Origin of the sequence: Paucidesulfovibrio gracilis DSM 16080 (assembly GCF_900167125.1) — a bacterium.
Classification (GTDB): domain Bacteria; phylum Desulfobacterota; class Desulfovibrionia; order Desulfovibrionales; family Desulfovibrionaceae; genus Paucidesulfovibrio; species Paucidesulfovibrio gracilis.
Genome location: NZ_FUYC01000005.1, coordinates 57621 through 84487, shown reverse-complemented (window position 1 = coordinate 84487; position 26867 = coordinate 57621). Strand labels below are relative to the sequence as shown.

The following is a 26867-nucleotide window of genomic DNA, read 5'->3' as shown; positions in this document are numbered from 1 at the left end:
TTATTCCTCCGGGGCGGGAGCGCAGGTCAGATATTCGGAAAAGCGTTCCTTGACGCGGTTCATGAACGCGCCGGACAGGGCCGCTAGTTCCGCTTCGATGTTGCCGAGCTGTTTGATGTAGGCGTTGTGGGCGAGTACGGCGGGTATGGCCACGATCAACCCGAAAGCCGTGGTGGAGAGGGCTTCGGCCAGTCCCGGGGCCACGCCGCTGACCAGGTCCGCTCCGCCCGTGATGTGGCTGAAGGAGTTCATGATGCCCCATACCGTGCCGAAGAGGCCGAGCAGGGGCGCCACGTTGCCCACCGTGGCCAGCAGGGACAGGGAACCGTGCAGCCTGTCGCCCTGGGCCTGCACCTCATCCTGCAGGGCGTGGCGTACGCAGTCCAGCACCACGCGTCCTTTGAGGCCCGGGTCCAGGTCCAGTTCGGCCATGCGTTGCAATTCCTGGCCGCCCTGTTCGGCAACGCGCCGGGAAGGAGCGGCTTCGGGCCGTTGGTTGATGCCGGCCATGGCCTCACGCAGGCCGCCCGGACGGGAAAAGGCCCGGCGGTCCTCCCGCGCCTGGGCGCGGACCTTGCGCAGTTCGTACCATTTTAGAAAAATCAGGCTCCAGCTGGCCAGGGACATGGCCAGCAACACCGCGAACACGGCTTTGATCACGGGGCCGGTTTCCAACACCAGGGTCCAGAATCCGCTGTCCGACATGGGTTCCATTGTGCGCTCCTCGCTCTCGTGCGTACCTTTTCCTTTCCTAAATCCAATGCAGGCCGAGCGCAAGCAGGGATGCGCAAAAGGAGGATATCTCGGAAGAAGCGGCGCGGGAGCGCCTGGATAGCGTGTGCCGCGTTGCCGGAGGTCAGGGATGGGCGGCCGTGGCGGGCCGGGCCACCCGGCGGGCTGTGACGTAATGGCTCTGCCAATAGCTGTTGGAGAGAGAGCTTTCGCGTACGCGGGAGCCGGATTTGGGGCTGTGGATGAAGGTGCCGCGACCCGTGGAAATGCCCACATGGTAGCTCCGGCCCTGCACGATTTTAAAGAAGACCAGATCCCCGGCCATGACCTGGCTGCGGGGGACGGCGAATCCGGCCCGAATCTGCTGCCAGCTGGGACGCGGCAGGCGCACGCCGTGCCGGGCGTAGGCCCAGTGGACCAGCCCGGAGCAGTCGAAGCCCTCGCGCGGGGTGTCGCCGCCCCAGCGGTAGGGGATGCCGATGGCGGACTGCGCGGTCCGCACCACGGGGTGCGAGGACGGACCGGCATGTCCGCCGGGGAGCCGGGCCTTGCCGAAGTCCAGCACGCCGCAGGCCGTGAGGGGCAGCAGCGCCGCGCCAAGCACCGCGATCCACAGGGCGGACCGGATCCTGACCAAAAGGCCGGACGCGGTGTGTGGGAACGGGCGACGCATGCTGCCTGCCTCCGGAGCGGGTCAGCGTACCCGCAGGAAGTTTTTGACCTGGCGGACGCCGGGTACGTTGCGGGCGATGGATTCGGCCCGGGAAATTTCGGTCTGGGAGGAGACCAGTCCGAGCAGCACGGCGTTGCATTGTACAATCTTGGTATCCACGTTGGTGCCGCTTACGTCCGAATCTTCCAGCAGATTTTTGTCCAGCTCCGCGCCAATGCGCACGCTGGTAGCGGTGCCGCAGTTGGCCACGTCCTGCTTGGGCAGCAGATAGGTGGTCACGGAGCGAACGCCTTCCACTCCACGGGCCAGCCGCACAGCGCGGTCGCGCTGGTAGGTGTCCTCGTATTCGCCCACGAGGTAGACGCGGCCCAGGTAGGTGAAGGCCTTGAAGTCCAGGTAGCTCACGTCCTTGTCGTTGAGCAGTTCTTTTTCCACTTTGAAGGTGATTTCCTCATCGTCGTAAATCTGTCCGAGGCTGCGTTCGTCCATGGCCACTTTGTAGGCGGTGCAGCCCGTGGCCGAGATCAGCAGCAGGCAAAACAGGAAGAAATAGAGGGCACGTTGCATCTGAAATACTCCCCAGCAGGCTGCCCGGAAACGGCACTCTGTGCCGGTGTTGTAAAAATTTTTTCGTACAGCCAGTACGTTGTAACCTCGACCGTTTTTCGCCCAGCGTCCGACCATTTTTGAGCAGCCTGCGGGTTTGCTTTTTTCAATGGCGGGCTAGGGTTGTGGTGCAAAGACGTTGAGCAGGGAATCCACCTGTTGCACGCCGGGTACCCGCGCCGCCAGGGACGTTGCCCGGGCTATCTCCTCTTCGTCGGAAAGCAGTCCGAGCAGCACGATTTCGCGGCACTGCATGGCGCGCACCTCCACTGTATACCCATGTACCTTGGAATCGGCAATGAGCTTTGCGGTCACATCCCGGGCCAGGGCATTGTTGCGGCTGTCGCTGCATTGTCCGCCGCGCTTCAGGGGCAGGGTACGCATGGTCACCTTGCCGGATCCGGCCACGGCCGTGACGATATCCAGAGCCGCACGCCGCTGTTCCTCGGATTCATATTCCCCCACAAGGTAGACGTGTCCATTGTAGACATGGGCCTTGAGCTGGCCCAGGCCCACCAACTCCTCGTCCGCGAACCGGCCCAGTATTTCCGTGGCCAGGGCGCGATCCCGGGCCAATACGGGCTGAGGGCGCGGGTCCGCGGAATAGTGACGTTCCCCTTCGGCGGTGACGCAGCCGGAAACGAGCAGGAGCAGGAGCAGAAGGCACGGCAGGGGAAGACGGAGCATGATCGGGTTCCTCCAGAAAGAATATGACCGCAGGGTCGGACCTTGGTTTAAAGCATATGCAGGATGCGTTCCGAAATGTTCCATGGAGCGGACCAGTCCGGGGGCAGCAGCCACTGCCTGTCCTGTAGGCGCAGACGGCAGGCGTGGAGCAACAGCCCGGTGTTTCGCGGGGTTGCCGGGTGTTGCGGACCGTATTTGCGGTCCCCCACCAGCGCATGCCCCCGGCTGGCCAGCTGAACCCGGATTTGATGCGTACGGCCTGTGAGCAGGGTCACGGCCAGAAGGGTGGCGGAAATTTGACCCCGGCCCGGATCCATGCGTCGTACGGGGCGCACCCTGGCCAGCGCGGTCTTGCCCTGGCCGGTTTGCATGCGCTCCCGTCCCTGGGGACCGGCTTTTTCCATCTGATCGCGAAGCGTGGTCTCCTCTTGCATGGGCCAGTCTCCCCAGGTCCAGGCAAGGTACGTTTTTTCCAGCGCGCCGTCCTGTATGGCGGATTGAAGCTGTTGGAGCATGGCGTAGCTTTTGGCGGCCAGGAGCAGGCCCGAGGTGTCGCGGTCCAGCCGGTGGGCCAGCGTGGGCGTAAACGGGGCGTCCGCATGGCGTACGGCCAGACGTGCGGCCACGGAATCCGTGTGTCCTGTGCCGCCGTGGGCGGGCAATCCTGCGGGTTTGTGCAGGACCAGCAGGTCGCGGTCCTCATGGACGATGCTCAGTTCGGGCGCGCCCGGTACGGGCGCTGTGTCCCCCTTGGCCGGGGACGTTTGGGGCGGGTCGTGCGGCGGAATGCGCACCATCTGGTCCCGACGCAGTCGGTCAAAGGGTTTTTTCCGTCCGCCGTCCACCCGGACCTGGCCGGTGCGGATCCAGCGCAGCAATGCGGATTGGGGCAGGTCGCGCCCCACGCGGCGGCGCAAAAAAGCCACCAGCTTCTGTCCTTCCTCGGCGCGGGTCACACGCACGGTGGTTACGCCCGGCATGCGTCTTCCCCTTGTTCGGCACGGCCCAGAAGCCGTTCCAGCGCGTGTTGCCGGTAGTCGAAAATGATCCGCAACCGTCGGCGCACCAGGGCGCGGACCGGCAGGGCGTACCAGGGCAAGGCCCAGTGCACCAGGTCGGTCATGCGCACGGCGGCACCGTTTTCTACGGCTGCAAAGTGATGCTGGTGGTGCCAAAAGGCATAGGGACCGCGCCGTTGTTCGTCCACAAAGAACACCGGGGACCGGGCCTGGGTGATCTCCGTGAGCCAGCCCAGCCGTACCAGGGGGAAGGGCCGGACCCGGTATTCGATGATCTGGCCGGGATAGGTGTGGTCCGCACAGCCGGAAACAATGCGGAAATCCATCCAGGGCGGGGTGATGCGCGCCAGGTTGCACGGGTCGGAAAAAAAGTCCCAGGCCTTGTCCGGTGTCACGGGCAGGGTTTGGATGCGATGGATGCGATGGATGCGATGGACCATGGGCAATGGTTGCCGAGCACGCGCCGTTCGTCAACGGAAAAGCGCATGCCCGTGATGCTGAAGGATGGACGCGGGAAAAGAAAACTCCCGCCCTGCGTGCAGGACGGGAGTCGTATTTGAGCGAAGGGGTCGGGCTTGCGGGATCAGCCGCCGGAACCGCCGTTGCCCGTCTTGGAGGCCAGTTCCCGGATGTCCGCCAGTGCCTTGCCCCGGGCCTGGGCCAGCTTTTTCCACTTGCGCTTTTCGCGCTTCATGGCCTCCACCGTGTGCAGCAGATCCTGCACGGTACGGGCGGGGTAGCCGTGGGTTGCACGCGGGCCGAGCCGCAGTTCCTCGTCGTTGCGCTGGCGGATGGCCGCAAGCTGGTTGGCGTCCAGGATCATCGCTGTTCCCCCTTGCACGTCCCGAAATCAGCAGGTGGTGCAAAAGGAGTTCATGCCGTATTCCACGCGTTCGCGGTACTCCTCCTGCTTGCCCTTGTTCCAGCGGGAAACCGGGCGGTAGTAGCCCACCACGCGGGTATAGACCTCGGTTTCCTCCCCGCAGGTGGGGCAGGCGAAGTGCTCGCCGTAGATGTAACCGTGGTCTTTGCACACCGAGAAGGTGGGGGTCACGGACAGGTACGGGATTTTGGTCAGGCTCATGGACTTGATCAGGAAGTTTTTGACGCTCTCCTCGTCCGGGGCGGCCTCACCCAGGAAGGTGTGGAACACGGTTCCCCCATTGTAGAGGGTCTGGAGCTTGTCCTGGTGTTCCAGGGCAAAGAACACGTCCGAGGTCACGCCCACGGGCAGCAGGGTGGAGTTGGTGTAGTACGGCACTTCCTCGCCCGAGGTGTGGATATCGTTGTAGAGTTCCTTGTCGATCTTGGCCAGGCGGTAGCAGGTGCCTTCGCCGGGCGTGGCTTCCAGGTTGTAGAGGTTGCCGGTCTCCTCCTGAAAGCGCACCACCAGTTCGCGCAGATGGTTGAGCACGCGCTGCATGAGCCGGGATCCGGCCTCGGTGTCGATGCCTTTTTCCAGCAGGTTCATGCAGGCCTCGTGTCCGCCGATGAGTCCGATGGTGGAGAAGTGTCCGCTGAAGCCGTTTTTGAGGTAGCGGCGCGAGAACGGGAACATGCCCGCTTCCAGGTTTTGCTGCACGAACTTGCGCTTGTATTCCAGGGAGTCCCTGGCCAGTTCCGCGTATTCCGTGACCAGATCCAGGAAATCGTCCTCATTGTGGGCCAGGTAGGCCAGCTTGGGCAGGTTCAAAGTGACCACGCCGATGGAGCCGGTGAGGTCGCCCGCGCCGAACAGTCCGCCGGTTTTCTTGCGGATTTCCCGCAGGTCCATCTGGAGACGGCAGCACATGGAACGCACATCCTCGGGGTTCAGGTCCGAGTTGATGAAGTTCTGGAAGTAGGGCGCACCGTATTTGGCGGTCATTTGCAGCAGGAGTTTGCCTTCCTCGGAATCCCAGGGGAAGTCCTTGGTCACGTTGTACGTGGGGATGGGGAAGGAGAAGATGCGTCCGTCCGCGTCGCCCTCAAGCATGACCTCCAGGAAGGCCCGGTTGATCATGGCCATTTCCTCGGCATATTCGCCGTAGGTGGAATCCTGGTATTCCCCGCCGATGATGATGGGTTCGTTGGCGATGTGCGAAGGGGGCACAAAGTCGAAGGTAAAGTTGGTGAACGGGCTTTGTCCGCCCCAGCGGGACGTGGCGTTGAGATTGTGCAGCAGCTTTTGCACCTGCTGCTTCACGGTGGCGTAATCCAGGCCGTCGTAGCGGACAAAGGGCGCGAGATAGGTGTCCACGTTGTTGAAGGCCTGGGCGCCGGCCCATTCGTTTTGCAGCGTCCCCAGGAAATTGACCATCTGGCCGCAGGCCGCGTCAAAATGCTTGGCCGGGGTGGAGGAACAACGGTCCCGGAGGTTGAATCCTTCCAGGAGCAGGTCGCGCAGGCTCCAGCCCGAGCAGTATCCGGCCAGGCCAAAGGACAGGTCGTGAATGTGGAAGTAGCCGTGGTTGTGGGCCATGCGTACTTCCTCGGGATATTTTTCCAGCACGTAACGGGCCTGCACCGCACCGGCCATGTGCAGGATCAGCCCCTGGAACGAGTGCACCATGTTGGAGTTTTCGTTCACGCGCCAGTCCACGTTGTCGAGGTAGCCTTCGGTGACGGCGGAAATGTCCAGAAAGGCCTGGTCCTGGCTGCGCAGTTCGCGGCGTTTCTCACGGTAGATGATGTAGCGTTCCGCCACTTTGTAGAGGCGCGCCTCCATGAGCACCTGCTGGACCATGTCCTGCACCTGCTCTTGTTCGGGCACATCCACGCCGTCGAGTTTTTTTTCCACCTTGCGGGCCAGCCGGTCCGCCAGGAGCGGATCCTTGATACCGCTGTTTTTGAGCGCTTTGAAGATGGCGTCGGCAATGCGCCTGGTGGACCAGGTCTCAATGCAACCGTCACGTTTGAGAATTTGTACCGGCATGAATCTCTCTTCAGGGAACAGCGCCTCGCGGAAAGCGGAAAACGCCGGACCATTGGCAGAGGACGGCGTTTGCTGTTCGTATGTTGTTCCGGTTGATGGTCGTCGGGGCGGAACCCCGCGAACGCCGGACAACGGCTTGGTATTGGTAAAACTCTGGCGGTCCGCCATGTCCGCGCATGGCAGGCGGCCGGATAAGCCCCGGGCAGGTCTTCTGGCTTTCCCGTCCGGCCCGGCCTTCCCGCAAAGGTATTGCAGTGGCGTTTCGGGCCGTGGCGTCATGGGATTACAGCGGCGGGACCGCTCCGGATTCGCACCGGATTCACTATCAAGGCCCATGGCCACCCGGGGGGCATCGTGCGAAAAAGAGACTAGCCCAAGGGCTAATTCACGGCAAGGGAGCAGAGCGGAATTTGTTTCCTGAACAGCATTTTCACAGGTCAAAAACCCGGAAAAGCAGTGAAAAAAAATCCGTATTTCCTGTGGGGAAAACACGCGTATCCCTCTGCGGGCCGGGAACCGGGAAAAATGCGCCCCGGTCCGCCCGGGGGCGGCGAACCGAGGCGCTGCATACGGCCGGGGACCGCGTTGGGATCAGAAACGCAGCCGCCATTCGGCCTTCATGCCGATGCCGGGAGCGTGCAGTTCCACGCCCCGCGAAGTGGCCAGATGGTTGCGGTAGCGTTCGTCGAACAGGTTGGTCACGGCCAGGGTCAAATCGTTGTGCAGTCCGGCGGTCTCAAAGCCGTATCCGCAGCGGGCGTCGAAAACGGCCCAGGAGTCGGTGCGCAGGGCATCGTCCGGCACCTGGTGCTGTTCTGCGGCCCAGCGGGATTCCAAGGCCCACCAGAGTCCGTTGTCCAGATCCTGGCGCAGGCCCACCAGTCCGCTGAGCGGCGCCACGAACCGCAGCCATTCTCCGGTATCTTCGTTGCGTCCTTCGGTCCAGGCAGCGTCCGCATAGGCCTGCCAGCCCGGGGCAAAGCGCCATTGCACCGAGCCTTCCAGCCCATGGATGCGCGCCTCGGCCGCGTTGGCCATGCGGTAGACGCCGGCGGTCTCCAGTTCACTGGTGACCAGGTCGTCCACCATGTTGAGGAACGCGGCCGCGGAAGCGCTCCACCGGGAGCCGGCGTAGTGCAGCCCCAATTCCGCGTACCGGGATTTTTCCGAGCGCAGCTCCGCGTTGCCGAGTTCACGGATGCCCGGTCCGATGTTGATGTCCTTATAGAGTTCAAGGATGTTCGGCGTGCGGTAGCTGGCGGCCACCAGTCCGGTGGCGGTCCAGCCCGGGGAAAAGGCCCAGGTCAACCCGGCGTGCGCGCCCCAGTCCATGTTTCTTCTGGTGCGTGCCGCCACATTGGGCGTCTGGTCGTTTTCAATGAGGACGCCGTCCAGCCTGCCGCCCAGGTTGAGCACCCAGTCGGGATCCAGGGTCCAGTCGTCCTCCACGAAGATTCCGCCCGAGAACATGTCCGTATCCGGGGTGGGTTTGTCGCGCAGCACGGCACCGGCCACGGTGTATCTGGCCCGCTTGGAGGTCATGTACCAGTTCCAGGCGTCCACGCCCGCCGTTAGCCGATGCGCTCCGAGATCCAGCACATTGCGCCAGTTCAGGGCAATGGTTTCGTGCTCGGCGTAGGGATCAACCTTGCGCATGGGACCGCCGGTGAAGTTGTCCACGCGCGGGTCGCGGGTGAGTAGTTGGTAGGAGATCTTCAACTCGGATTCGGTCAGGGTGCCTTGGGGATTTTGGTACCTGTGCCGCAGTTGGGCAAAGGTGCGGTCATTTTGTTCCAGGGTCACGTCCGCGTTGTCGGGCAGTGCCGCCGTGCCGGTGCCGGGGATGCCCACTTCGTCCGCCTCGGTGAACTGGTATTGGACCATGGTTTCATGCCGGTCGTTCCAGGCCAGGGCCGCGGCAATTTTGCCCTGCAGATCCGTGAAGCCGCTGTTGCGGATCACGTCGCCGCCTCCGCTGTAGGAGTCGTCGTGTTCCCGCCAGCCGCCCGAGGCATAGAACCATACGTTTTCGTCACCGTAGGTCAGGTTGGCATAGGTATCCGGGCCTTGCGGATTGGACGCCCAGCCCGCAGCGACCTCGCCGCCGAGTTGCGGTGTTTCCGAGTAGTCGCCCTGACGCGTGACGATGTTGACCACGCCGCCGGTGGAGCCGGTGCCGTAGAGGGTGCTGATCGGCCCCTTGAGCACTTCCACACGCTCCACGTCGTCGGGATTGACCAAACCGAGGCGGCCGTTGATGTCCGTGGTTACGTTCAGTCGGCAACCATCGATGAGCACCACCACCGAGTCGCGGGCCAGGCCGCGGATGACCACGTCCGCTCCCCAGGGGGAGTCCGTGGAGACGCCCACTCCGGGAACGCGGTCCAGGGCGTCGCCCACTCCGGTGGGCATGGTTTCCTCCAGCTCGCGCCGATCCACGACTCCGACCCCTCCGGGGGTGGCCGATACTGCGCCCGCATAGCCGCGCGCCGTGACCACCACCGGTTCCAGCGTCTGTTCCTTCGAAACATCGTCGGCCTCTTCCTGTGCGGCGTAGGCTGCTCCCGCCCCTGTCACGGGGCAGAGCAACACGCTCAGCAAAGGAATCAGCGCGACGGCTTTTCCGAGCATTCGCATTGAACCTCCTGCGCACGAAAACGCGATCTAAAGCATCAGCGACTTGACCCGTACCTGCGGCAGCATTCCCAGCCGCCCGGTCAGGGCACCCAGCTCATTGGTGGTGGCGTCGATGATCACGGAGATGACCGCGACCTGCCGTTCCCGATGGGGAACACCGGTGCGGGCAACAATGATCGAACCGAAATCGCTGAGGATTTCGTTCACCTTGCGGGCCATGTTCTGGCGGTCCGCAACGATGATGCCCACCACACCGAGCCGTCGTACCGTGGTATCCGGTTTCACGCCTCTACTCCTGATCTTTTCGTGTCTGATTCATGTTACAAAAAGTTAAAACATAACACGCTGAATATTCGTATACGGGTTTGCCATTCGAGTCAACACACTGAAGATACGTGGCTAAAAGTTTCATTCGGCGAAATATAAACCATCGCGGCATGGTGGACTTTTTCGAGCTGAATATGTATTTACAACAGAACATTTGAAAAAAAATAGCACGGAGTGTGTATGCCCATATCCTCGCCGCGTGCGCCGCAGAAACGGAGCACGCCGTCCATGTCCCTTGTCCTGGCAACGCCCCCCCGACCGTTTACCCATCGAGCTGGTCTGCTGCTCTTGGTCTTGCTGCTGGCGGGGATGACGGGAGCCGGAGCGTCCCCGGCCCAGGAGTTGCCCGGGGTGCTCGTGCAGCAGGGGGAACGGTATCTGGCCATGGGCAAATACAAAGCCGCTCTGGCACGGTACGCAAAGGTGCTGCAGTGCTGCCCGGATACCGCGGAGGCGGCCGAGGCCCATAACGACAGCGGCGTGGCCCTGTCGCGCCTGGGACGCGAGGCCGAGGCCGAGACGCACTATCTGGCCGCGCTGGAGATCAACCGCTATCCATTGGCCCTGTATAATCTGGCGCGGTTGTACGGCCGCCGGAGCCATGACGAACAGTATTCCACTGCGCAAAGGACGGTTGCCCGCAAGCGGGCGCAGGGGTTGTATGCCGAGTTTGCCCGGTGGCTTGAATCGGACGCGCCCAAGCCGCCCAGCGTGGATTACCAGCGCGAGGCACTATTGGAGGATGTGCGCCGGGCCTTGTCCGCACCAGTGGACACGCCGTAAACATGGGCCGTGCGGCCGGATGGGCCGAAGGCAGCGTGGGACTGATCGCGCCTCTGGCAGGCAGGCCAATGGGACGGTAACGCGGTTCGCGTTGGGGAGCGGATGGAGTTGCAACCCTCAGGTCAGAAGCGTCCTCGCCTCAGGTTGCCGGAGGTGTTCTATCGACGGAATCAGACCTTGAGCTGAACGCCCTTGGCCTTCAGAGCCTTCACTCCCGCGCTGCGATCATAGTAGTATGTATGCAGCAACTGGTGCGAAGTGTGTCCCAGCGGACCTTCGGAAAGGAAGCCTTCCTTGCCGTAGATCTTTTTGATCATGGGGTTGTCCTGGGATTTGCGGATTTTGTAGACCTTGGCGTCGGCCTCGTACACCGAGGACTGGCGCTGGCCCACGAAATCCAGAGCCGCAGCCCGGGACGGAGCAGGCACGAGCATACCGCCACCGATCATGGCGGCGGCAGCGGCCATACCGGCGGTCTTCAAGAAGCCTCTTCTGCTGATTGCCAAAACGCTGTCCATGTTCCTCCTCCTTTAGGCCAAGCGGTTGCTGTTGAAGCGGCGTTTCAGTCCGGCCATGAACCGTTTGCCGTTGGCGGCCATGCGGATGTCCGGATCCAGGGGCTGCCCGCCGCCGTTCACGCAGCCGCCGGGGCAGGTCATGATTTCGATAAAGTGGTGCGGAGACTTGCCCGCCTTGACTTCGTCGCAGAGTTTGGCCGCGTTTTCCAGACCGCTGGCAATGGCAACGTTGACCTTGCCGAAGTTGGGTACTTCCACGGACGCGGTGCGGATGCCTTCCTCGGTGCGCACGGCCTTGATGTCCGGGTTTGCCAGTTTTTTGCCGGAGAGCACCTCGTAGGCCAGGCGGAGGGCCGCTTCCATCACGCCGCCGCTCGTGCCGAAGATGGTGGCCGCGCCCGTGGATTCGCCGAGCACGGGGTCCGGCTTTTCGTCGGGCAGTTTGGCGAAGTTGATGCCCGCCTTTTTGATCAGGTAGGCCAGCTCCCGGGTTGTGATGGTGGCGTCGATGTCGCGGTGTCCGCTGGCGGCCAGCTCAGGGCGCAAGCCCTCATACTTTTTCGCAATGCAGGGCATGATGGACACGGTATACATCTTGGCCGGATCCACCTTGGCCTGCTGTGCGCCGTAGGTCTTGGCCAATGGGCCGAGCATGCCGATGGGCGATTTGCAGGTGGACAGGTTGGGGATCAGTTCGGGATAATAGGACTCCACGAACTTGACCCAGCCCGGACAACAGGACGTGAACTGCGGCAGAGGATGGTGCGGATCCGGGTGGGCCACCCGTTTGATCAGCTCGCTGCCTTCCTCCATGATGGTCACGTCGGCGGTGAACTCGTTATCCCAGATGAGATCGAAGCCGAGCTTGCGCAGGGCCGCGTGCATCTTGCCGCCGACATACGTTCCCGGGGGCATGCCGAAGGGTTCCCCCAGGGCGTAGCGCACGGCCGGGGCGGGCATGGAGACCACCACGGTGTCGGGATCCTCGATGGCGGCCAGCACGTCCTTCACAAAGGACACTTCCTCATAGATGGCCCCGAACGGGCAGTTCACCAGGCATTGGCCACAGTTGATGCAGGCCACGGGGTCCACCACGCCGTGGATGCCGTCCTCATTGACGGGTTGGATGGCTCCGGTTCCGCAGACCTCGGCACAGGTGCCGCAGGCTTCGCATTTGTCGGGATCCACCTGCACGAATGAAAACGAATCCGGATCCACGTTGCGCGGGGATTTGTCGTTCATCATCACATGTTCGATTTCCAGCATGGAATTCCTCCTCTCAAGTTATAAACGACCAAGTCATCGGGAAACACCTCCGTATTACTTTTTTTCGTTTTGTATTACTTTTGAAAAATTTTTTCAACATACGTGTTATCAAAAAAGTCCATGTCCGCACAAAGGCGGTATGCCGTGTCCCCCCTTGCTTCCCGGGCCGGAAGGAGGCAGATTGACGGCGGTCGTCAAACATTTTCCGCGTTGGACAGGAGCCATGTACGTCAGTCAGACCACACGTTTTGTCCACAACGTCCTTACCCCGGTGCTCACCCCCGGCGGTGTGGCCGTGGACGCCACCATGGGCAATGGACACGATACCTTGTTCCTGGCGCGTACTTTGGGACCGCAGGGCCGGGTCCACGCTTTTGACGTTCAGGAACGCGCCCTGGAGCGGACCCGTCGCTGCCTTGCAATGCATGGGCTGGCGGATCGGGCCGCCCTTTGGCTGGCCGGACACGAAACCATGGCCGAGCGGCTTCCGGCGGACCTGCATGGCCGGATACGGGCCGTAACCTTTAATTGCGGCTACCTGCCGGGTACCGTGCGCCATGGCGGACGCGGTCAGGACACGGACCAGGCCGTGATCACCCGGCCGGAAACCACCTGCCGTGCCGTGCGTGCGGCCCTGGATTGGCTGGCTCCCGGCGGCCTGGTTTCCCTGGTGCTCTACAGCGGGCATCCCGGCGGCCAGGAAGAAACCCGCGCCGTGGAGCAACTTTGTTCTGATCTGGATCTGGCGGCGGTCCATGCCCTGGGCTGCGCGCCTCTGAACCATCCCGCCCCCAAAACCCGCGTTATCTTTCTAGAAAAAAAGTAATTCCGCGTCCCGTTGGCGCTTCCTTGCGGAGAACGCATTCGGCAAGCGGCGTGCACTGTTTTGCATCATCTCCTTGCGGGAGTGATGGGTTTGTGGCATGATCGTATTGTTGATTTATGTTCTTTTGTGAATAAAAAAGAGGCGTTGCAGTGGGTATTACAGTCTGGATACGGCGTTTCCTCCTCTCTGGTATCTGCACATTATGCATTTGTGCTGTTGTTGCGGTTTTTTTGTCCTGTTCCACCGCGTCCGCCGCTCCCTCCGCCGAGGAAATGCAGCGCGCTCTGGATACGCATACAGGGTTCATGGAATCCCTGGAGATTCTCAATCCGCTGGATCAGGCCGCGTATCCGCCGGATTTCGCCCCGCCGCTCGTGGCCTGGGAACCGAGCGGTTTTGCTCAGGAACACTGGCTGGTACGCGTGGAGCTGAAGGATCGGTCCGTGCTGGCGGCCAGCGGGCAACCGTTCTGGCGTATGGACCAGGATACCTGGGACGCGGTGCGCGCCCTGGCCGTGAAACAGCCCGTGCGCATCCATGTGACCTCCTTTGACGGTGACCGGCCCGCGGCCCTGGGCGAGACCCGGCTGAGCGTGGCCCCGGACCCCTTTGACGCCCGGGTGCTGGTGCAGCGCATTCCCGTGCCGTTTCTCCACGCCCAGGATAATCCCGGTTTATCCCGCTGGCTGCTGGATGATCCCACCACCCTGGAGCCGCCCGTAACCGTGCTCAGTGAGATGCCCCATTGCGGCAACTGTCATACGGTCTCCGGCAACGGCAAGGTCTTTGGCATGGACATCGACCTGCATGGCGACAAGGGGGGCTACGCCCTCACCGACATGGATCGGGATTTGCGGCTCGGCCCGGACCAGTTCATTTCCTGGAGCCGGTACAAGCCGGACCAGCCGCGCCGGAGCATGGGGCTGTTCACCAAGCTGTCCACGGATGGCCGCTTCGCCGTGACCACGGTGAAGGAAAAAAGTTTCTTCATTCCCATCGACCACGTGACCTATTCCCAACTGTTTTTCCCCATCCGCGGGCATCTGGCCTATTATGACCGGCAGACCGGAACCATGGCCGCGCTGCCCGGCGCGGACCGCGAAGATCGCGTCCAGACCAGTCCGGCTCTGAGTCCGGACGGAAAATGGCTCGTGTTCGCGGGGGCGCCCTTGAACCAGGAGTTGTTGGATGCCATCGGCGACCGCAAGTTCCTGCCCGCGAACGGACGCTACATTGATGAACTGAATGATCTGTATCCGTATCAGTTCGATCTCTACCGCATGCCCTTTGACCAGGGCCGGGGCGGGGAGCCGCAACCCCTGGCCGGAGCATCGGCCAATGGCATGAGCAACTATTTCCCCCGGTATTCCCCGGACGGACGCTGGGTCGTGTATTGCCGCGCCCCCACCGGCCTGGTGCAGCAGCCCGACAGTGAATTGTGGATCGTTCCCGCCCAGGGCGGGCAGGCGCGCCGACTGGCCTGCAACACCGAGCCGTTCAACTCCTGGCACAGCTTTACGCCCAACGGCCGTTGGATCGTGTTCAGCGCCAAGCAGGTTTCCGTATTTACCCAGATTTACGCCGCGCATCTGGACGAGCAGGGCCGGGCCTCGCGTCCCGTGCTTTTGGACGCCCTGGCCGAACACGGCGCCGCGTTCATCATCCCCGAAGCCGTTCCCGCGGACATCCCGTTGCGGTCCATCCGCATCGACGTGCCCGCTCCGGATACAACGTCGTAACGCGTAACAAGATATTCCGAGAGGAGGCACCATGCACGAATCATTGTTGGTCAAAAGACGTTCCCGTGCGTCCTGGCGCGCTGTTGTGGCAGGCCTGGCGCTTTTGGCGGCGCTTTTGGCGCTGCCGTCCCTTTCCCTGGGCTACGGCGGCGGGGGCGGAGGCGGCAGCGGGGGGAGTCTGTTCGGCGCCACGGGAACCGGCTCACTGACGCCGGAACCGCTCCAGGGCATCGAGGGCATGCCCGTGACCCCGCCCAATGCCTTTGGTTCCATGGGCAGCGGCGAACCCGGATCCAGCGCGGCTTCCGGCCCGAAAAGTCCCAGCAAGCTCCAGTCCGCTGTTTCCGGATTCATTTCGGGTCAGCTCAAGAACAAGGCCATTGACGCGGTCACGGCTCTGCATCCCGGGATTGGTGCGGCGTTGAACGCGGCCGACAAAATCTACAGCGCCGGCAAGTTTGCCAGCAATGTGGCGGACAAGCTCGCCAAGGAGAAAAAATCCTATCAAAAGGCGGCGCTCGGCACCCTTGGATCCGGTCTGAAGGCACCGTCCCAGAGCACCCCCACGGTCGGCCCGTCTTCTGGAATCGGCGGAGTCGGTCCCGGCCCGCTGCACGATAACAATTTCCTGTGGTAGGAGGCCAAATCATGCGAATGCTGCGAAAAACGACGGTTTCGATTCTGGCCCTTGGCACGGTTTTGTTGCTTGCGACAGTGGCCCTTGCTCAGGCCCAGGACGCCAAGAAATGGCCCCAGGACGCCATGGACGTGACCATGGCCGTGGCGGACCGGCTTACGGGCGGGGACAGCTTCACGGACATCCGCTTTGCGCCGGAAACCCTCGGCACCATGGAAGGATTGCAGGACGGGTTCTACCATCCCTTCAATGAAGGTGTGGTGGCGCCGGCATTTTATCAGAACCATGGCACCGGCACCGAGTACAACGCGGATCTTGCCGGGTATCTCAACCTCCAGGACCAGTACGGCCGGTACGCGGGATTGCAGTTTCTGGCGAAGTATCATGTGATGGGCAAGCACATCATCGTGCGCGAGTGCATCGTCACGCTGGCATCACCGCCCACCATCCCCATTGAGGTCTATCTCGTACCCGCCACCGTGTTCGAGCAACAGTGTCAGGCTTCGGGTGCGAACAAGGACTGGGCGTCCTTTTACCAGTTCGTCAAATCCAATGCGTACAAGCCTGGCGATCCCGAGGAAAAGCAGGTGTATTATGTGGTCAGCTTCGTCATGAGCCGGCTGCCCGATGACGCCGGGTTCGAGCCGATCGTCAGCCAGAAGAAGAACGACCGCTTCCCCAAGGACAACATCGTGGCCGCCAAACAGGAGATCTTCTCCTACCAGGGCTGGCGCGGACACATCTTTGCGCTGAAGTTCAAGCCCGGGAGCCTGCGTGATCGGTTCTACATCAACTACTACTACACCCCCGGAGCCGGTATCCCGGAAGGCGACCGCGACCGTATTCTGGTGGGGCGTTACGACACCAACCAATAGCTTTTGAAAACCCGTCCCGGCGTCGATGCGCCGGGCATCACCAGGGCCGTGCCATGGGTGCGGCCCTTTTGCATGCCGCCCGGGAACGCCCCGGCTGTATCGGCGTTGGGAACGCCTTTGACGGATTTTCCCCCTGCGGGTACGATGAAAAGGATGACCTGCTGTCGGCGGATTGCTGCAAACGCGGTTGGCCGAGTTGTGCTGTATGCCCGGGCAGTGTCGGGCAAGGCGGTGGTGGGGGATCGGGTCGCTGTGTTACTCGCGGAAAAGTCAAGGGAGAGCAACGTGTTGCAACGAGCCGCCGTGAAGGTGAGCCTGAACGAGCCGAAAAAGAAGCTTTTGGATATGTTTGCGTACATGCGCAACTACGGCACCAGCGAGGTGCATCTTGTGCATGTGCGGACCCGCACGAACTTTCGGGAGCGGGAAAAGGCCGAACATGCCCTGGAAGAGCTGGGTACCGAGGTGAACGAACTGGGCATGGCCTCGGCGTTCAGCATCCGCAATGGCTATGCCCCCCGGGTCATGACCGAGGTGGCCGCCAAGGTGCGGGCCGATTACCTGGCCCTGTACTGGAAGCCCAAGGCGTTGTTGCGCCACGCCCTGCTGGGCAGCATTGACTCCGACATCCTGCGCATGAGCAACATGCCCGTGTTCATCTACAATCCCAAGCTGTTTCGTCCCGTGGTGGAACTGGAAAGCGTGCTCTATGCCACGGATTTTCGGTTCACGGACGCCGTGGCCATGCCCTATCTCAAGAGCAGCCGGTTCAAGGCGCGGATTCTCTATCTGCTGCATGTGGGCGAGCGCGCCCCGGATCCGGACACCGAGGCGGCCCGGCGGGAAAGCGCCCTGGAAAACCTGCGGCGATTGGCCGGGGAGTGCGCCCATGCCTATGACCATGTGGAGGTGATTGAAACGTTGGGATCCGTGCGCAGCCAGATCGTGCGGCAGGCCAAGGCCAAGAAGGTGGATCTGATCGTGGCGGGCAAATCCGACAAGCCCGGAACCATGAGCCGTCTGGTGGGTTCCACGGCCGAGGTGCTGCCCCACCGCGCTCATTGCAGCGTGTTCATCATTCCCAGTGTGTGCGGACTGCCCCGGGCCGACGAGGTCGAGGCGTCCGAGGTTCCGGCTCCCGGCCCGGAGAACGGCTCCGCGCCAACGGAGGCCGACCATGCCTAAGCTCAAGAACAACATTGTCTTTGCGGCCTCTCTGTGCATTGTGTTGCTGCTCATCGTGGTGGGCGCGATTTGGCCCGAGCAGCTGGATGCCTGGTCGTCCCGTCTGCATGCCGCCATTATCCGTGATTTCGGGTGGACCTACCTGCTGTTCGCGTTTTTATTCCTGGTGTTCAGCCTGTTCATGGCTTTCAGCCGGTTCGGCAACATCAAGTTGGGCCATGACCATGAAAAGCCCCGTTTTTCCTATTTTGCGTGGTTCAGCATGCTTTTTGCCGCGGGTATGGGCATTGGTCTGATTTTTTGGGGCGTGGCCGAACCCATGAGCCATTATCTCAATCCGCCGGGGTATGTGGCCAAGGCCTCGCCCGAGGCGGCCCGGTTTGCCATGCGCTACAGTTTTTTCCATTGGGGCGTGCATCCCTGGGCCATCTACATCGTCATGAGTCTTTCCATCGCCTATTTTTCGTTTCGCCGGGGCATGCCGCCGCTGATTTCCAGCTGCTTTTTCCCCATCCTGGGAGAGCGCATCCACGGACCCATCGGGTACGCCATCGACATCCTGGCCGTGTTCGCCACGGTATTCGGTATCGTCACCTCGCTGGGGCTTGGCGCCATGCAGATCAACAGCGGCCTGGCCTCGGTGCTGCCGTTTGAGGCCAGTTTCACCAGCACGCTGGTGATTATCGGCGTGGTCACGGTGTTGTTCATGATCTCCAGCATGACCGGGCTGGACCGGGGCATCAAGCTACTGAGCACGGCCAACGTGATGCTGGCCATCACCATTCTTTGCTTCATGCTCCTGGTGGGACCGACCACCACGATCATGAACGTGCTCTTGAGCACCTTTGCGGACTATGCCACCTCCCTCTTTTCCATGAGTCTTTCCACCAACCCGTTCCGGGGGCTGGAGTGGACCCAGAACTGGACCTTGTTTTATTGGGCCTGGTGGATTTCCTGGTCCCCGTTCGTGGGGCTGTTCGTGGCCAGTATTTCCCGCGGGCGCACCATACGCGAGTTCGTCACCGGCTGCCTGCTGGTACCCACGCTGCTGACCTTTGTCTGGTTCAGCGTGTTCGGTGGATCCGCGTTCCATCTGGAGTTGCAGGAGGGAGCGAACATCGCGGCAACTGTGGCGCAGGACGTGTCCACAGGGCTTTTTAAGCTCTATTCCTTTTATCCGCTGAGTTCGGTGCTGACCCTGCTCACCGTGCTGTTGCTGGTGGTCTTCTTTGTCACGTCGGCGGATTCGGCCACCTTTGTGCTCGGCATGATGACCTCGGGCGGACAACAGGATCCCCCGGCCGGGAAAAAGATCGTCTGGGGGCTGACGGTTTCGGTCACCGCCGCGATTTTGCTCTTTACGGGCGGGCTGGAGGGATTGCAGCGCATGGCCATTGCCGCGGCCCTGCCGTTCACCGGAATTATGCTTCTGCTGTGCTTCTGCCTCTTGCGCGGGGTGCGGTACGAATTGCGTCACGAGCGAAGCGGTCAGGATCAACCCGAAGACGGCGTTGATACCGACGAATAAAAGGTGTTGGTCCAGGGGCGGCGGGTACGCGGCAGGCGGGCGGGTGTGTCACGCAGTCCGTGCGCCCGTCAGGGAGTTTCGGCGGGCGGAGCGAGCAGCTCCAGCATTTTGGCGGCGTAGGCGTGATTGGCGCTGGTGCGCGGAATGTCCTTCAGGGCGGTGCGGGCCAGGTCGTGGTTCCCGATGCCCAGGGCGCAGATTGCGAGCTGGATTCGGACCTGATCAATATCGTCACGCCCGTTTGCCGAGGGTTGACCCGGTTGCCCCGTACATTCCAGATAGCGAAGGAACAGGTCGCAGGCACGCCTGTCCATGCCGTAGCGCATGCACAGTCGCGCCATGCGCAGGAGTCTTGCCCGCGAAAATTGTTGTTGCTGGGCCTGTTGCAATGCGTTGAGCGCCTTTTCCGGTCGCTGGGCTTCGTCGAAAAGGGCTGCCGCCCGATCCAGCCATTGCGTTTTTTGTTCCCCGGGGCGGTGCAGCAGCCGCATGGCGGCCTGGGCCGGAAGGCCGCCGTTGGCATACAGGCTATCCAGCTGGCGGCGCAGGGTCGCGGCCGAGACGGTATCTTCTGTTTCAGTGGAGGTTGTGGAGCGTTGCCGGAGCCGCAGGGCGGTTTCCAGGGCGGCCACCGCACGGGGCAGGCGTTGCCCGCGCCATTCTGCGTTGCCCAGGGCCAGCCAGAGGGAAAGGCGCTGGGGGGCGCGACGCAGGGCCGTCAACAGGGGGTGCAGCCCCTGAAGATGTTTGCCCGCTTTGGTGTGCAGATGGGCGTATAGTTCCAGCCACTCGGCATCCGGCTTGCCCACCAGATCCAGGGCGCGGGCAATGGTTCCAGCGGCTTTTTGGTCTCGTCCTCCAAGGCTCCAGGCCGTGGCCGCCTGTCGCAGCAGCTTGGGATCCGGGCTGGGCAGCAGGTCGCTGGCTGTTTCGAACAGGGCCGCGCTCTCGGTCCAGCGTTCCAGACCGTAGGCGGCCAGGGCCAGATTGCGGCAGGCTGCCGGGTCTTCGGGCAGACCGGTGCGGGCCGAGCGGAACGCGGCGTAGGCATCGGCCATTTCCCCTTCCATATACAGGGCATTGCCCAGCGCCAAGCAGAGTGTGGCGGTCAGGGCGCGGGATTCCTCGTGACGCGGGTCCGCTGTGGTCTCGTTTTCGGCGGCATCCCGAGCACATGGATCATATCCGTGGGCGGGCAGTCGCCCGGTGGTTTGCAGATGGGTCCGCAGCAGGGTCCGGGCCTTGTGGAATTCTCCGGCATCCAGCAACGCGCCTGCCTCTTGAAGACAGGCTCTGTCCTCCTTCGGGTCCGGCAGGGACCGTGTCGTGGGGGCGTGCGTATCAGCCCGGACGTTGGAAGCCCGGACAAACGGTCCGCAGAGTACGGCAAGGCTCAGAAGCAAAACCAGCCCCGCGGCCCCGCGTATGAAAGATGTTCGGGAAAACAGCGGCATGGGTCACTCCAGGCGAAAGTGGACAGGCAGGCGTACGCGGGTGGCCACGGCCGATCCTCCACGTTCCCCGGGGCGGAAGGTCCATTGCCGCACGGCGCGTATGGCGTGTTGGTCGAATACGCCCGGGGGGTTCGCCTCCAGCACGCGCACCCGGCTCACGCTACCATCGGCTTCCACCACGAATCCCAACAGCACGGTTCCGGTGCGTCCCTTGCGACGCGCCTCCGCAGGGTATTCCGGTTTGGTGCGGTGCAGGACGCGGGGGGCCGTGTCCACCTGACCAAGGGCAAAAGCCGGGCTTCCCGTGGGCGGGGCCGCTGGTCCGGGAGCGGCGGGAACGCTCAGGGAGGTGTCCAGGCGAGGGCCGGGCAGGGCTTGGGCAAAGGTTGGTACGTTCGGCATGGCCGCGGCGGACGTGGTGTCCGTGCTTTGTGGCGACGGAGGTTGCAGGCTGGGCAGATCGTAGGTTTCGGCTTCCGCGTGGATGGATTCCGGGGTGCGGTTCCACGGGGTTTGCTGGTCAAAGGTCAGGGGGGCGGCGCGCAGGGGTTCGGCTGTGGGGCGCGGCGTCTGCATGGCGGGCAGGGGCAGGGCCAGAAGCAGGGCAAAGGTGATGGCGGCGCCGCCAATCCAGGCCGGGGCGCGGCCGAGGGTTGTACGGGCCAGGGTGCGGGTAGCAGCGGTAAAAGCGTGGAGTGCGGCGGCCATGGCAAGCCTCGTCAGTACGGATTGCGGGCCGCGATGCCCACGTTTTCCGCACCGGCCAGACGGCATTGGTCGATGACGCGGATCACGGCATCAGTCCGGCTGCTGCGGTCCGCCACCACGAGTACGCCTCCCTCGGGCGAGCCGGCCAGAAATGCGGCCACGCGGGGCCGCACCGAGCGGATGTCCACGGGTTCGCCGTCCATGTGGATGGAGCCGTTTTCCGTGATGCCCACCTGGATGGTGGGCCGGTCCGCGGTCTGGGCGGTGTCGGCGCCGGGCCGTTCCACTTCCACGCCCGCGTCCCGCACAAAGGAGGATGTGACGATGAAAAAGATCAGGAGAATGAAGATCATGTCAATGAGCGGGGCCATATTGATATCCACGCCCCGGCCGCGTGACGAACGGACGTATCGGTAACAGCTCATGGCAGGTTCTCCGTTGATGTCGTTGGCCGGGCCATGGCACCGGCCAGGGCCGCGCAAAAGCGGTCCACCCTGTTGGCAAAGGTTTGGGCGCGGCGTCGCAGAAATTGTCCGGCAAAGAGCACGGGGATGGCCACCAATAGTCCGGTCTGGGTGCTGATCAGGGCTTCGGAAATGCCGCCGGACAGAGCGCGTGGATTGGCCGAACCCCAGGCGGCCAGGGCGTCGAAGGCCTCGATCATGCCCGTGACCGTACCGAGCAGGCCCAGGAGCGGGGCCACGGCCGCAAAGGTCAGGATCGTTCCGGTGCCGCGTCGCGCCTCGTCCTGAAATCCGTGGGCCAACCTGTGCAGCAGACGTTCATCCAGTCCGGTGTCGCCGGTGCGTCGTGCCAGGTATTGCCGGGTCAACGTCTCCTGCCAGCGTTCTTCCGGGGAGGCGGTCCGGGAGTCCGAAGTGGGGCAGTCGGATTTGGAGTGCTGGCGCAGCAGTGCGGCGATGACGTCCTCGCCGGGCCGTTCGCTCCGCCGCCAGCGGGCCAGTTGGCGCGCCTTGCACAGGACCAGGGTCCAGGCCCAGACCGAAAGGGCCAGCAAGGGCCAGATCATGGCTCCGCCGGATTCCACGTAGGCGGCCAGGCGCATGGCCTGTTCCATGGCGTGCTCGGCAAGGCCGTTCACGGTCGAGGCTCCCGGTGCAGGAGCGTGACGCTGAAGGCCACGCTCTTTTCCTCCATGTCTCCCACGATGCGGTCCACCCGGCGTTCCAGAAAATGATGCAGCAGCAGAATGGGAATGGCCACGCCAAGGCCGAGCTGCGTGGTGATCAGCGCTTCGGAAATGCCGCCGGACATGAGTTTGGGATCGCTGTTGCCGAACAGGGTCATCATGCCGAAGGTGTTGATCATGCCCGTGACCGTGCCGAGCAGCCCCAGAAGCGGCGCCACGGCGCCGAGCACGGACAGGGTGGGCAGAAAGCGCTCCAACCGGGGAACTTCCTTGAGTATGGCGTCATGAAAGACGTTTTCCAGCACGTCCTTGGGCGCACCGGCATGGTCCAGCCCCGCTTCCATGACGCGACAGGCGGGAGAGTCCCGCGATTCACGGCACAGGGCGCGGCACTCCTCGGCCTTGCCCGAAAGCAGCAGTTCCTCAAGCCGGGCAAGCGTCTGGGAGGAGGTCCGCCGCACCCGAAGCAGCAACCAGAGGCGTTCCAGCCCGATAAGCAGTCCGGCGGCGCCGGCGAACAAAATGGGCCAGACCAGGAAACCGCCCGATGTCAGCCGGGCGCTGAAGCCTTGATCGTCGGATTCGGCGGCGAACCAGACTCCCTCGGAAAGGTCAGGCACCACCGTGTCGACCAACAGGGCGGTATGGTCCGCGGAAGGCTGCTCTGCAAGATCCAGAGCCTGGGCAGCCGCCTGTTGTGCATCGCCGGGAAGCGCGGCTCGTGAGACAGACAATTCCCCGCCCGGGAGCAGCGATATTCCCCGAAGCTCGCCCTGGTCGCGGCAAAAGGCCGAGGTCTCGCCCATGCGTACCACCAGGGTCGATCGACGCGTTCCGTCCGAGGTCAGTACGGGAACCGTCTCAGCCTGCACAGCGCCTGTGTCCCGGATTTGGTCGAACAATGATTCACAAAGGCGGCGGATGTCGGTGAACGGGGGAAACCCTTCGCCGTCCAGCAGACTGCGACAGGTGCCGAGCCGCTCCGGGACAAGGGCCGCGGTCAGAGAGGTGAGAAACAGCGCTTCCGCATCACGGGCCGCGTTCAGAACCGAGGTCTCAATCTGCGCGAGATCCCGCTCTTGTTCGGCCAGCGCCTGCCGCGCCGTCCGCTCCTGTTCCCCCAGGGCCGCAAAGCGTTCCCGACGTTCCTGCAGTTGCTGTTCCTGACGGCGCACCTTTTGCCGCAACGCCTCCAGTTCGCCCCGCAGAGCGGTCCGCCGGGCCGCAAGCTGTTGTTCGGCCGAGTCCGTGTCGTTGCGGATTTCCCGGGCCAGGGCATCGAGTTCCCGGGCTTCGGAGGAAAGATCGGGTTGGGCGGCGGCCCGTGCTACCGGTTGCAGGCAGAGCAGACCCAGGCAAAAGAGGATTGCCGCGGTGCGAAAGGGGAGGGGGAAAATCGTGTGGCGGCTCATGAGGCGCCTCCGTTTTCCCGGACAGGTTCCACGCCCGCTTCTGCGGCGGGAGAAGCGGGAAGGGCCAGGGGCGAGGAAACCGTGGACCGTTCGGCCATGTCCAGGGCGCGGGTCAGTGCGGGGATGGTTTCCTCGGGCAGGGCATGCCAGCCGTCCGGGCCAAGGGCCAGCGCGGCTTGTCCGTCCCGGCGCAGAAAGTATTGGGCGAGTCGGCCCACGCGCAGAAAACGGCCCTGCAATTCGCCTTGTTCCGTGGAGACCACGGCGGACCCGGACGCGACGTCCTTGCCGTACCGTGCCTCCACGAGCAACGCTTCCAGCGTGCGGCGCAATTTTTCTCCCAGGCCGGTTTCGGGGGTGTCCAGGGTGGCGCGCAGTGTTTCAAGGCGTTGTTTCCGCTCCACGGGCAGAAAGGGCAGGTCCGATTGAACGGCCCGGGTCAGCCGCTGGACCAGTTCTTCGAGGTAGGGTTCCAGGTACAGCCGGATGGTTTCCGCTTCCTTTTGCCGCTCTTCCAGCAGGCGAAGGGAGCGCTCCCGCTCACGGATGTACGTCTCGAACTTGCGGTTTCGGTGCTCCAGCCAGAGCAGATATTGGGTCTTTTCCCGTCGTTCTTCCAGGAGCGCCCGTTGCTCTTCGGTCCAGGAGCGGGCCTGTTGTTGATCCAGGCTGGCCTGTTCCAGGGCGGCTGCGAGGTTTTCTGCGGCCTCGGGCAGGGTCGCGTCGTGAGCCGGGCTGGTGCTTGGAAAAACGGCAAGGAGCAAAAGGGGCGGCAGGACAAGGAGCAGACGCCTGAGCCGTGGGAAGGGCAAAGAGCTTCGACGTGGCATGTTCGGTTCCTGGTTGTTGGTCGTAACGTCGAGCCGGAGGGTTCCACAGCTTGCCGGGAAATACAAGCACTATTCCGTATTCCGTAACACACCGTGCGATTTTTGCTGCTGCTAGGATATCTCAAACTCGTTGGAATTTTTGAACCTGAACTTGCGAACGGGTTCTCTGGGCAGTAGAGGTGTCATGTGCGCACCTCTTTTTCTACTTTATCACGGGGATTTATGAAAAAATGGTGCAGCGTCCACGCATGGAATGCTGTTGCAACTATAAAAAAGTCGTGCTACTTGCTGCATCAATCACGCTGAACAATGACATCCCTTGCACCTTAAAGAAAAGCCCGCGTCGGGAATTGCGGCAGAAGTGGTTGCGATGAAAAAGAGGAAGTACTGGACGGGAGAGGGAGCGCCCCGCCGATGGAAAGGGCGCTGCGGAAGAAACGGGCTGGCGGCGCTCTGCTGCCTGATGCTGCTGCTGATCGCGGCTCCTGCGGCTCTGGCCGAGGAGGAGGGCGACGAGCTGCAACTGCCCGCAGTGGACGTTGTAGCCAAGTCCGTCATTGAAGGCAACGTGGTGGACGGTTTCGGCTCCACCACCACCGTGGTCAGCCGGGAACAGATCGAGGCGCTGAACGCCGTGGATCTGCCCGAGGCGCTGCGCCGTGTGCCGGGCGTGACCATTAGCCGCCACAACCATGTCGGCTCCTGGGGCGGCGGTGAAGGCGGGGCCGTGTTCATCCGGGGCATGGGTTCCAGCCGTCCCGGTTCGGAGATCAAAACCTACATCGACGGCGTACCCATGTACATGGGACCGTGGAACCATCCGCTCATGGATTTGTTGCCCGTGGACGCGGCCGAGTCCCTGGAAGTGGCCAAGGGACCGCAACCCCAGAAGTACGGCAACTCCCTTTCCGCAGTGAACATGCGGGTCAAACGGCATCGCGGCGACGGTTCCGCCACTTCCCTGCGCATGTATGCGGGCAGCTACGGCACCATGGGTGAATCCATCGAGCACGAGGGCGGCGACGAAGATTTCAACTACTACCTGGGGCAGGGCTATGTCCGGTCCGACGGGCATCGTAAGGACTCCTGGGGCAACAAGCTCGGATACTACGCCAACCTGGGGTTCGGCCTTTCCGACAATTGGGATCTGAGCGTGCTGGCGCTGGGAACCACCAACCGCAGTTCCGACCCCGGGCCGGACACTGCCGGCGGCGTGTCCGACGGCACCTACGGCACCAACGCCCAGTTGCTTTCGGCCACGCTTTCCCATGACCACGGCCTGTTTGACGGGGAATTCAAGTTCTTCGTGAACACGGGCGAGGGCAACTGGAAGGACCAGGCCGGTACGGATGACGATTGCCTGAACGACTTTACCTTTTACGGGGTTCGTTTGAAGGAGACCGCCCACCCCTGGCAGGGCGCGGACCTTACCGTGGGACTGGACGTGGACGCGTGGCAGAGCACGATCCACTTCACCTACGACAACAGAGCGGACCGCTACGTGAACCCTGACGATTATTACCTGACCATGCCGTATGTTTCGGCAAGCCAGCTCATTGGCGACCGTGAAGGCTGGTTCGCCCAGCCCTCCCTGGGCATGCGCTATTATGAGCACAACGAATACGACAGCGAAACCGCCCCGTTTGCCGGATTGGTGTTCGGCTACGCCGACACCGAGGCGCATGTGTCTGTTTCTCGCGGCGTGGTCTACCCCGGCCACGACGTGATCGCGGCCATCTGGGTGCCCTTCGGCGGCGCGGAAACGCTTGAAGCCGAAACCACGGACCACTTTGAAGCGGGCGTTTCCCAGCGCTTCGGGGATATGGCCACGGCCGACGTGACCTACTTCCATGACGACGGTCGCAACCGGTACGTCGTGAACGCCGGTGCCTGGTCCAACGTGGAAAAATACGACATCCACGGCTGGGAATTCACGCTGACGCTCACGCCCACGGACAACTTCTCCGTGTTCGCGGGGCTGACCACGCAGGAAACCACGCCCGACGACCTGCCCTACGCTCCGGCAACCACGCTGAGCGGCGGATTCACCTGGCGTTTCCTGGAAGACTTCACCCTGAACATGGACTGCGAGTACGTGGACGAAATGTACGCCATGAGCCAGGCCCGGGTGAACAATGCGGCCAACCTGCAGGAAGTGGACTCCCACTTCGTGACCAACGCCCGCGTGGGCTGGGACTTCGAGTCCGAGATCCTGGGCGGCGGCGAATTGTATCTGGCCGTGGAAAACCTGCTGGACGAAGAATATGCCTACAAGCCCAACTATCCCATGCCGGGCATCAACGGCACCATTGGTCTGAAGCTGAACTTCTGATCGTCCTGAACCGAATCGAAACAGAGGCG

At 62.8% G+C, this 26867-nt stretch carries 26 protein-coding genes and 1 riboswitch; of the genes, 8 read left to right on the top strand and 18 right to left on the bottom strand.

The genetic code is table 11. The features are described from left to right. The 10 genes from B5D49_RS07595 to B5D49_RS07550 all read right to left on the bottom strand — a co-directional run bounded on the left by B5D49_RS07595 (position 1) and on the right by B5D49_RS07550 (position 9553). On the bottom strand, positions 1-714 hold the full coding sequence (locus tag B5D49_RS07595; RefSeq protein ID WP_078717085.1) for a MotA/TolQ/ExbB proton channel family protein: 714 nt from the start codon (positions 712-714) through the stop codon (positions 1-3). Between the two features lie 142 nt (positions 715-856). Continuing rightward, positions 857-1405 (bottom strand): C40 family peptidase, encoded by a 549-nt coding sequence (locus tag B5D49_RS07590; RefSeq protein ID WP_144019288.1) that lies wholly within the window; start codon positions 1403-1405, stop codon positions 857-859. A 21-nt stretch (positions 1406-1426) separates the two neighbouring features. Further along, complete coding sequence (locus B5D49_RS07585; protein WP_078717084.1) at positions 1427-1972, bottom strand: BON domain-containing protein; 546 nt, start codon at positions 1970-1972, stop codon at positions 1427-1429. A gap of 156 nt (positions 1973-2128) precedes the next feature. After that, positions 2129-2698, bottom strand: a complete 570-nt coding sequence (locus B5D49_RS07580) for a BON domain-containing protein (protein ID WP_159447162.1) — start codon at positions 2696-2698, stop codon at positions 2129-2131. Positions 2699-2745: 47 nt separating this feature from the next. After that, positions 2746-3678, bottom strand: a complete 933-nt coding sequence (locus tag B5D49_RS07575) for an RluA family pseudouridine synthase (protein WP_078717082.1) — start codon at positions 3676-3678, stop codon at positions 2746-2748. Further along, the gene (locus B5D49_RS07570) at positions 3666-4157 is read right to left on the bottom strand and encodes an SRPBCC family protein (protein WP_078717081.1); all 492 of its coding nucleotides are present in this window, start codon (positions 4155-4157) and stop codon (positions 3666-3668) included. The genes B5D49_RS07575 and B5D49_RS07570 overlap by 13 nt, the downstream gene beginning before the upstream one ends. Positions 4158-4300: 143 nt before the next feature. Further along, positions 4301-4540 (bottom strand): hypothetical protein, encoded by a 240-nt coding sequence (locus tag B5D49_RS07565; protein ID WP_078717080.1) that lies wholly within the window; start codon positions 4538-4540, stop codon positions 4301-4303. Positions 4541-4567: 27 nt separating this feature from the next. Next, positions 4568-6631 (bottom strand): ribonucleoside triphosphate reductase, encoded by a 2064-nt coding sequence (locus B5D49_RS07560; protein ID WP_078717155.1) that lies wholly within the window; start codon positions 6629-6631, stop codon positions 4568-4570. 184 nt (positions 6632-6815) lie between these two features. After that, positions 6816-6992, bottom strand: a riboswitch (cobalamin riboswitch). Positions 6993-7222: 230 nt separating this feature from the next. After that, positions 7223-9268: a TonB-dependent receptor plug domain-containing protein gene (locus B5D49_RS07555; protein ID WP_078717079.1), complete on the bottom strand. Its 2046-nt coding sequence runs from the start codon at positions 9266-9268 to the stop codon at positions 7223-7225. Between the two features lie 27 nt (positions 9269-9295). Then, a complete protein-coding gene (locus tag B5D49_RS07550) occupies positions 9296-9553 on the bottom strand; it encodes a TM1266 family iron-only hydrogenase system putative regulator (protein ID WP_200806776.1) in 258 nt (85 codons plus the stop codon). A gap of 222 nt (positions 9554-9775) precedes the next feature. Here B5D49_RS07550 and B5D49_RS07545 point away from each other — a divergent pair, with 222 nt between their 5' ends. Then, the gene (locus tag B5D49_RS07545; RefSeq protein WP_144019282.1) at positions 9776-10378 is read left to right on the top strand and encodes a tetratricopeptide repeat protein; all 603 of its coding nucleotides are present in this window, start codon (positions 9776-9778) and stop codon (positions 10376-10378) included. Positions 10379-10548: 170 nt separating this feature from the next. Here the strand turns inward: B5D49_RS07545 and B5D49_RS07540 are convergent, their stop codons facing one another. Both B5D49_RS07540 and B5D49_RS07535 read right to left on the bottom strand, forming a co-directional pair. Continuing rightward, positions 10549-10896, bottom strand: coding sequence for an iron hydrogenase small subunit (locus B5D49_RS07540; protein WP_078717076.1), 348 nt, complete (start codon positions 10894-10896; stop codon positions 10549-10551). Positions 10897-10908: 12 nt separating this feature from the next. Next, entirely contained in the window at positions 10909-12162 is a 1254-nt protein-coding gene (locus B5D49_RS07535; protein WP_078717075.1) for a [FeFe] hydrogenase, group A, read from the bottom strand. A gap of 223 nt (positions 12163-12385) precedes the next feature. Here B5D49_RS07535 and B5D49_RS07530 point away from each other — a divergent pair, with 223 nt between their 5' ends. The 6 genes from B5D49_RS07530 to B5D49_RS07505 all read left to right on the top strand — a co-directional run bounded on the left by B5D49_RS07530 (position 12386) and on the right by B5D49_RS07505 (position 18952). Then, complete coding sequence (locus B5D49_RS07530) at positions 12386-12988, top strand: tRNA 5-(aminomethyl)-2-thiouridylate-methyltransferase MnmM (RefSeq protein WP_078717154.1); 603 nt, start codon at positions 12386-12388, stop codon at positions 12986-12988. 230 nt (positions 12989-13218) lie between these two features. Continuing rightward, positions 13219-14727, top strand: a complete 1509-nt coding sequence (locus B5D49_RS07525; protein WP_144019279.1) for a TolB family protein — start codon at positions 13219-13221, stop codon at positions 14725-14727. 31 nt (positions 14728-14758) lie between these two features. Continuing rightward, positions 14759-15364: a hypothetical protein gene (locus B5D49_RS07520; RefSeq protein WP_078717073.1), complete on the top strand. Its 606-nt coding sequence runs from the start codon at positions 14759-14761 to the stop codon at positions 15362-15364. 11 nt (positions 15365-15375) lie between these two features. Continuing rightward, a complete protein-coding gene (locus B5D49_RS07515; RefSeq protein ID WP_078717072.1) occupies positions 15376-16239 on the top strand; it encodes a hypothetical protein in 864 nt (287 codons plus the stop codon). A 285-nt stretch (positions 16240-16524) separates the two neighbouring features. Further along, a complete protein-coding gene (locus tag B5D49_RS07510) occupies positions 16525-17424 on the top strand; it encodes a universal stress protein (RefSeq protein WP_078717071.1) in 900 nt (299 codons plus the stop codon). Next, positions 17417-18952: a BCCT family transporter gene (locus tag B5D49_RS07505; protein WP_078717070.1), complete on the top strand. Its 1536-nt coding sequence runs from the start codon at positions 17417-17419 to the stop codon at positions 18950-18952. The genes B5D49_RS07510 and B5D49_RS07505 overlap by 8 nt, the downstream gene beginning before the upstream one ends. 68 nt (positions 18953-19020) lie before the next feature. Here B5D49_RS07505 and B5D49_RS07500 read toward each other — a convergent pair whose 3' ends face one another. From B5D49_RS07500 to B5D49_RS07475, 6 genes are read right to left on the bottom strand one after another with little or no spacing between them, the layout of a single operon-like run. After that, the gene (locus tag B5D49_RS07500; RefSeq protein ID WP_078717069.1) at positions 19021-20406 is read right to left on the bottom strand and encodes a tetratricopeptide repeat protein; all 1386 of its coding nucleotides are present in this window, start codon (positions 20404-20406) and stop codon (positions 19021-19023) included. A 3-nt stretch (positions 20407-20409) separates the two neighbouring features. Further along, positions 20410-21114 (bottom strand): energy transducer TonB, encoded by a 705-nt coding sequence (locus B5D49_RS07495; RefSeq protein ID WP_078717068.1) that lies wholly within the window; start codon positions 21112-21114, stop codon positions 20410-20412. An 11-nt stretch (positions 21115-21125) separates the two neighbouring features. Continuing rightward, entirely contained in the window at positions 21126-21539 is a 414-nt protein-coding gene (locus tag B5D49_RS07490; protein WP_078717067.1) for an ExbD/TolR family protein, read from the bottom strand. Next, positions 21536-22216 (bottom strand): MotA/TolQ/ExbB proton channel family protein, encoded by a 681-nt coding sequence (locus B5D49_RS07485; protein ID WP_078717066.1) that lies wholly within the window; start codon positions 22214-22216, stop codon positions 21536-21538. The genes B5D49_RS07490 and B5D49_RS07485 overlap by 4 nt, the downstream gene beginning before the upstream one ends. Next, positions 22213-23676, bottom strand: a complete 1464-nt coding sequence (locus B5D49_RS07480; protein WP_144019274.1) for a MotA/TolQ/ExbB proton channel family protein — start codon at positions 23674-23676, stop codon at positions 22213-22215. The genes B5D49_RS07485 and B5D49_RS07480 overlap by 4 nt, the downstream gene beginning before the upstream one ends. Beyond that, positions 23673-24506, bottom strand: a complete 834-nt coding sequence (locus tag B5D49_RS07475; protein WP_078717064.1) for a DUF3450 domain-containing protein — start codon at positions 24504-24506, stop codon at positions 23673-23675. The genes B5D49_RS07480 and B5D49_RS07475 overlap by 4 nt, the downstream gene beginning before the upstream one ends. Positions 24507-24876: 370 nt before the next feature. Here B5D49_RS07475 and B5D49_RS07470 point away from each other — a divergent pair, with 370 nt between their 5' ends. Beyond that, positions 24877-26838: a TonB-dependent receptor gene (locus B5D49_RS07470; protein ID WP_078717063.1), complete on the top strand. Its 1962-nt coding sequence runs from the start codon at positions 24877-24879 to the stop codon at positions 26836-26838. The last annotated feature ends 29 nt before the right edge of the window (positions 26839-26867 follow it).

What these genes read in the sequence shown, in the direction of transcription:
- B5D49_RS07595 (WP_078717085.1), bottom strand. Translation starts at nt 714, where the DNA reads ATGGAACCCATGTCGGACAGCGGATTCTGGACCCTGGTGTTGGAAACC.
- B5D49_RS07590 (WP_144019288.1), bottom strand. Translation starts at nt 1,405, where the DNA reads ATGCGTCGCCCGTTCCCACACACCGCGTCCGGCCTTTTGGTCAGGATC.
- B5D49_RS07585 (WP_078717084.1), bottom strand. Translation starts at nt 1,972, where the DNA reads ATGCAACGTGCCCTCTATTTCTTCCTGTTTTGCCTGCTGCTGATCTCG.
- B5D49_RS07580 (WP_159447162.1), bottom strand. Translation starts at nt 2,698, where the DNA reads ATGCTCCGTCTTCCCCTGCCGTGCCTTCTGCTCCTGCTCCTGCTCGTT.
- B5D49_RS07575 (WP_078717082.1), bottom strand. Translation starts at nt 3,678, where the DNA reads ATGCCGGGCGTAACCACCGTGCGTGTGACCCGCGCCGAGGAAGGACAG.
- B5D49_RS07570 (WP_078717081.1), bottom strand. Translation starts at nt 4,157, where the DNA reads ATGGTCCATCGCATCCATCGCATCCATCGCATCCAAACCCTGCCCGTG.
- B5D49_RS07565 (WP_078717080.1), bottom strand. Translation starts at nt 4,540, where the DNA reads ATGATCCTGGACGCCAACCAGCTTGCGGCCATCCGCCAGCGCAACGAC.
- B5D49_RS07560 (WP_078717155.1), bottom strand. Translation starts at nt 6,631, where the DNA reads ATGCCGGTACAAATTCTCAAACGTGACGGTTGCATTGAGACCTGGTCC.
- B5D49_RS07555 (WP_078717079.1), bottom strand. Translation starts at nt 9,268, where the DNA reads ATGCGAATGCTCGGAAAAGCCGTCGCGCTGATTCCTTTGCTGAGCGTG.
- B5D49_RS07545 (WP_144019282.1), top strand. Translation starts at nt 9,776, where the DNA reads ATGCCCATATCCTCGCCGCGTGCGCCGCAGAAACGGAGCACGCCGTCC.
- B5D49_RS07540 (WP_078717076.1), bottom strand. Translation starts at nt 10,896, where the DNA reads ATGGACAGCGTTTTGGCAATCAGCAGAAGAGGCTTCTTGAAGACCGCC.
- B5D49_RS07535 (WP_078717075.1), bottom strand. Translation starts at nt 12,162, where the DNA reads ATGCTGGAAATCGAACATGTGATGATGAACGACAAATCCCCGCGCAAC.
- B5D49_RS07530 (WP_078717154.1), top strand. Translation starts at nt 12,386, where the DNA reads ATGTACGTCAGTCAGACCACACGTTTTGTCCACAACGTCCTTACCCCG.
- B5D49_RS07520 (WP_078717073.1), top strand. Translation starts at nt 14,759, where the DNA reads ATGCACGAATCATTGTTGGTCAAAAGACGTTCCCGTGCGTCCTGGCGC.
- B5D49_RS07515 (WP_078717072.1), top strand. Translation starts at nt 15,376, where the DNA reads ATGCGAATGCTGCGAAAAACGACGGTTTCGATTCTGGCCCTTGGCACG.
- B5D49_RS07505 (WP_078717070.1), top strand. Translation starts at nt 17,417, where the DNA reads ATGCCTAAGCTCAAGAACAACATTGTCTTTGCGGCCTCTCTGTGCATT.
- B5D49_RS07500 (WP_078717069.1), bottom strand. Translation starts at nt 20,406, where the DNA reads ATGCCGCTGTTTTCCCGAACATCTTTCATACGCGGGGCCGCGGGGCTG.
- B5D49_RS07495 (WP_078717068.1), bottom strand. Translation starts at nt 21,114, where the DNA reads ATGGCCGCCGCACTCCACGCTTTTACCGCTGCTACCCGCACCCTGGCC.
- B5D49_RS07490 (WP_078717067.1), bottom strand. Translation starts at nt 21,539, where the DNA reads ATGAGCTGTTACCGATACGTCCGTTCGTCACGCGGCCGGGGCGTGGAT.
- B5D49_RS07480 (WP_144019274.1), bottom strand. Translation starts at nt 23,676, where the DNA reads ATGAGCCGCCACACGATTTTCCCCCTCCCCTTTCGCACCGCGGCAATC.
- B5D49_RS07475 (WP_078717064.1), bottom strand. Translation starts at nt 24,506, where the DNA reads ATGCCACGTCGAAGCTCTTTGCCCTTCCCACGGCTCAGGCGTCTGCTC.
- B5D49_RS07470 (WP_078717063.1), top strand. Translation starts at nt 24,877, where the DNA reads ATGAAAAAGAGGAAGTACTGGACGGGAGAGGGAGCGCCCCGCCGATGG.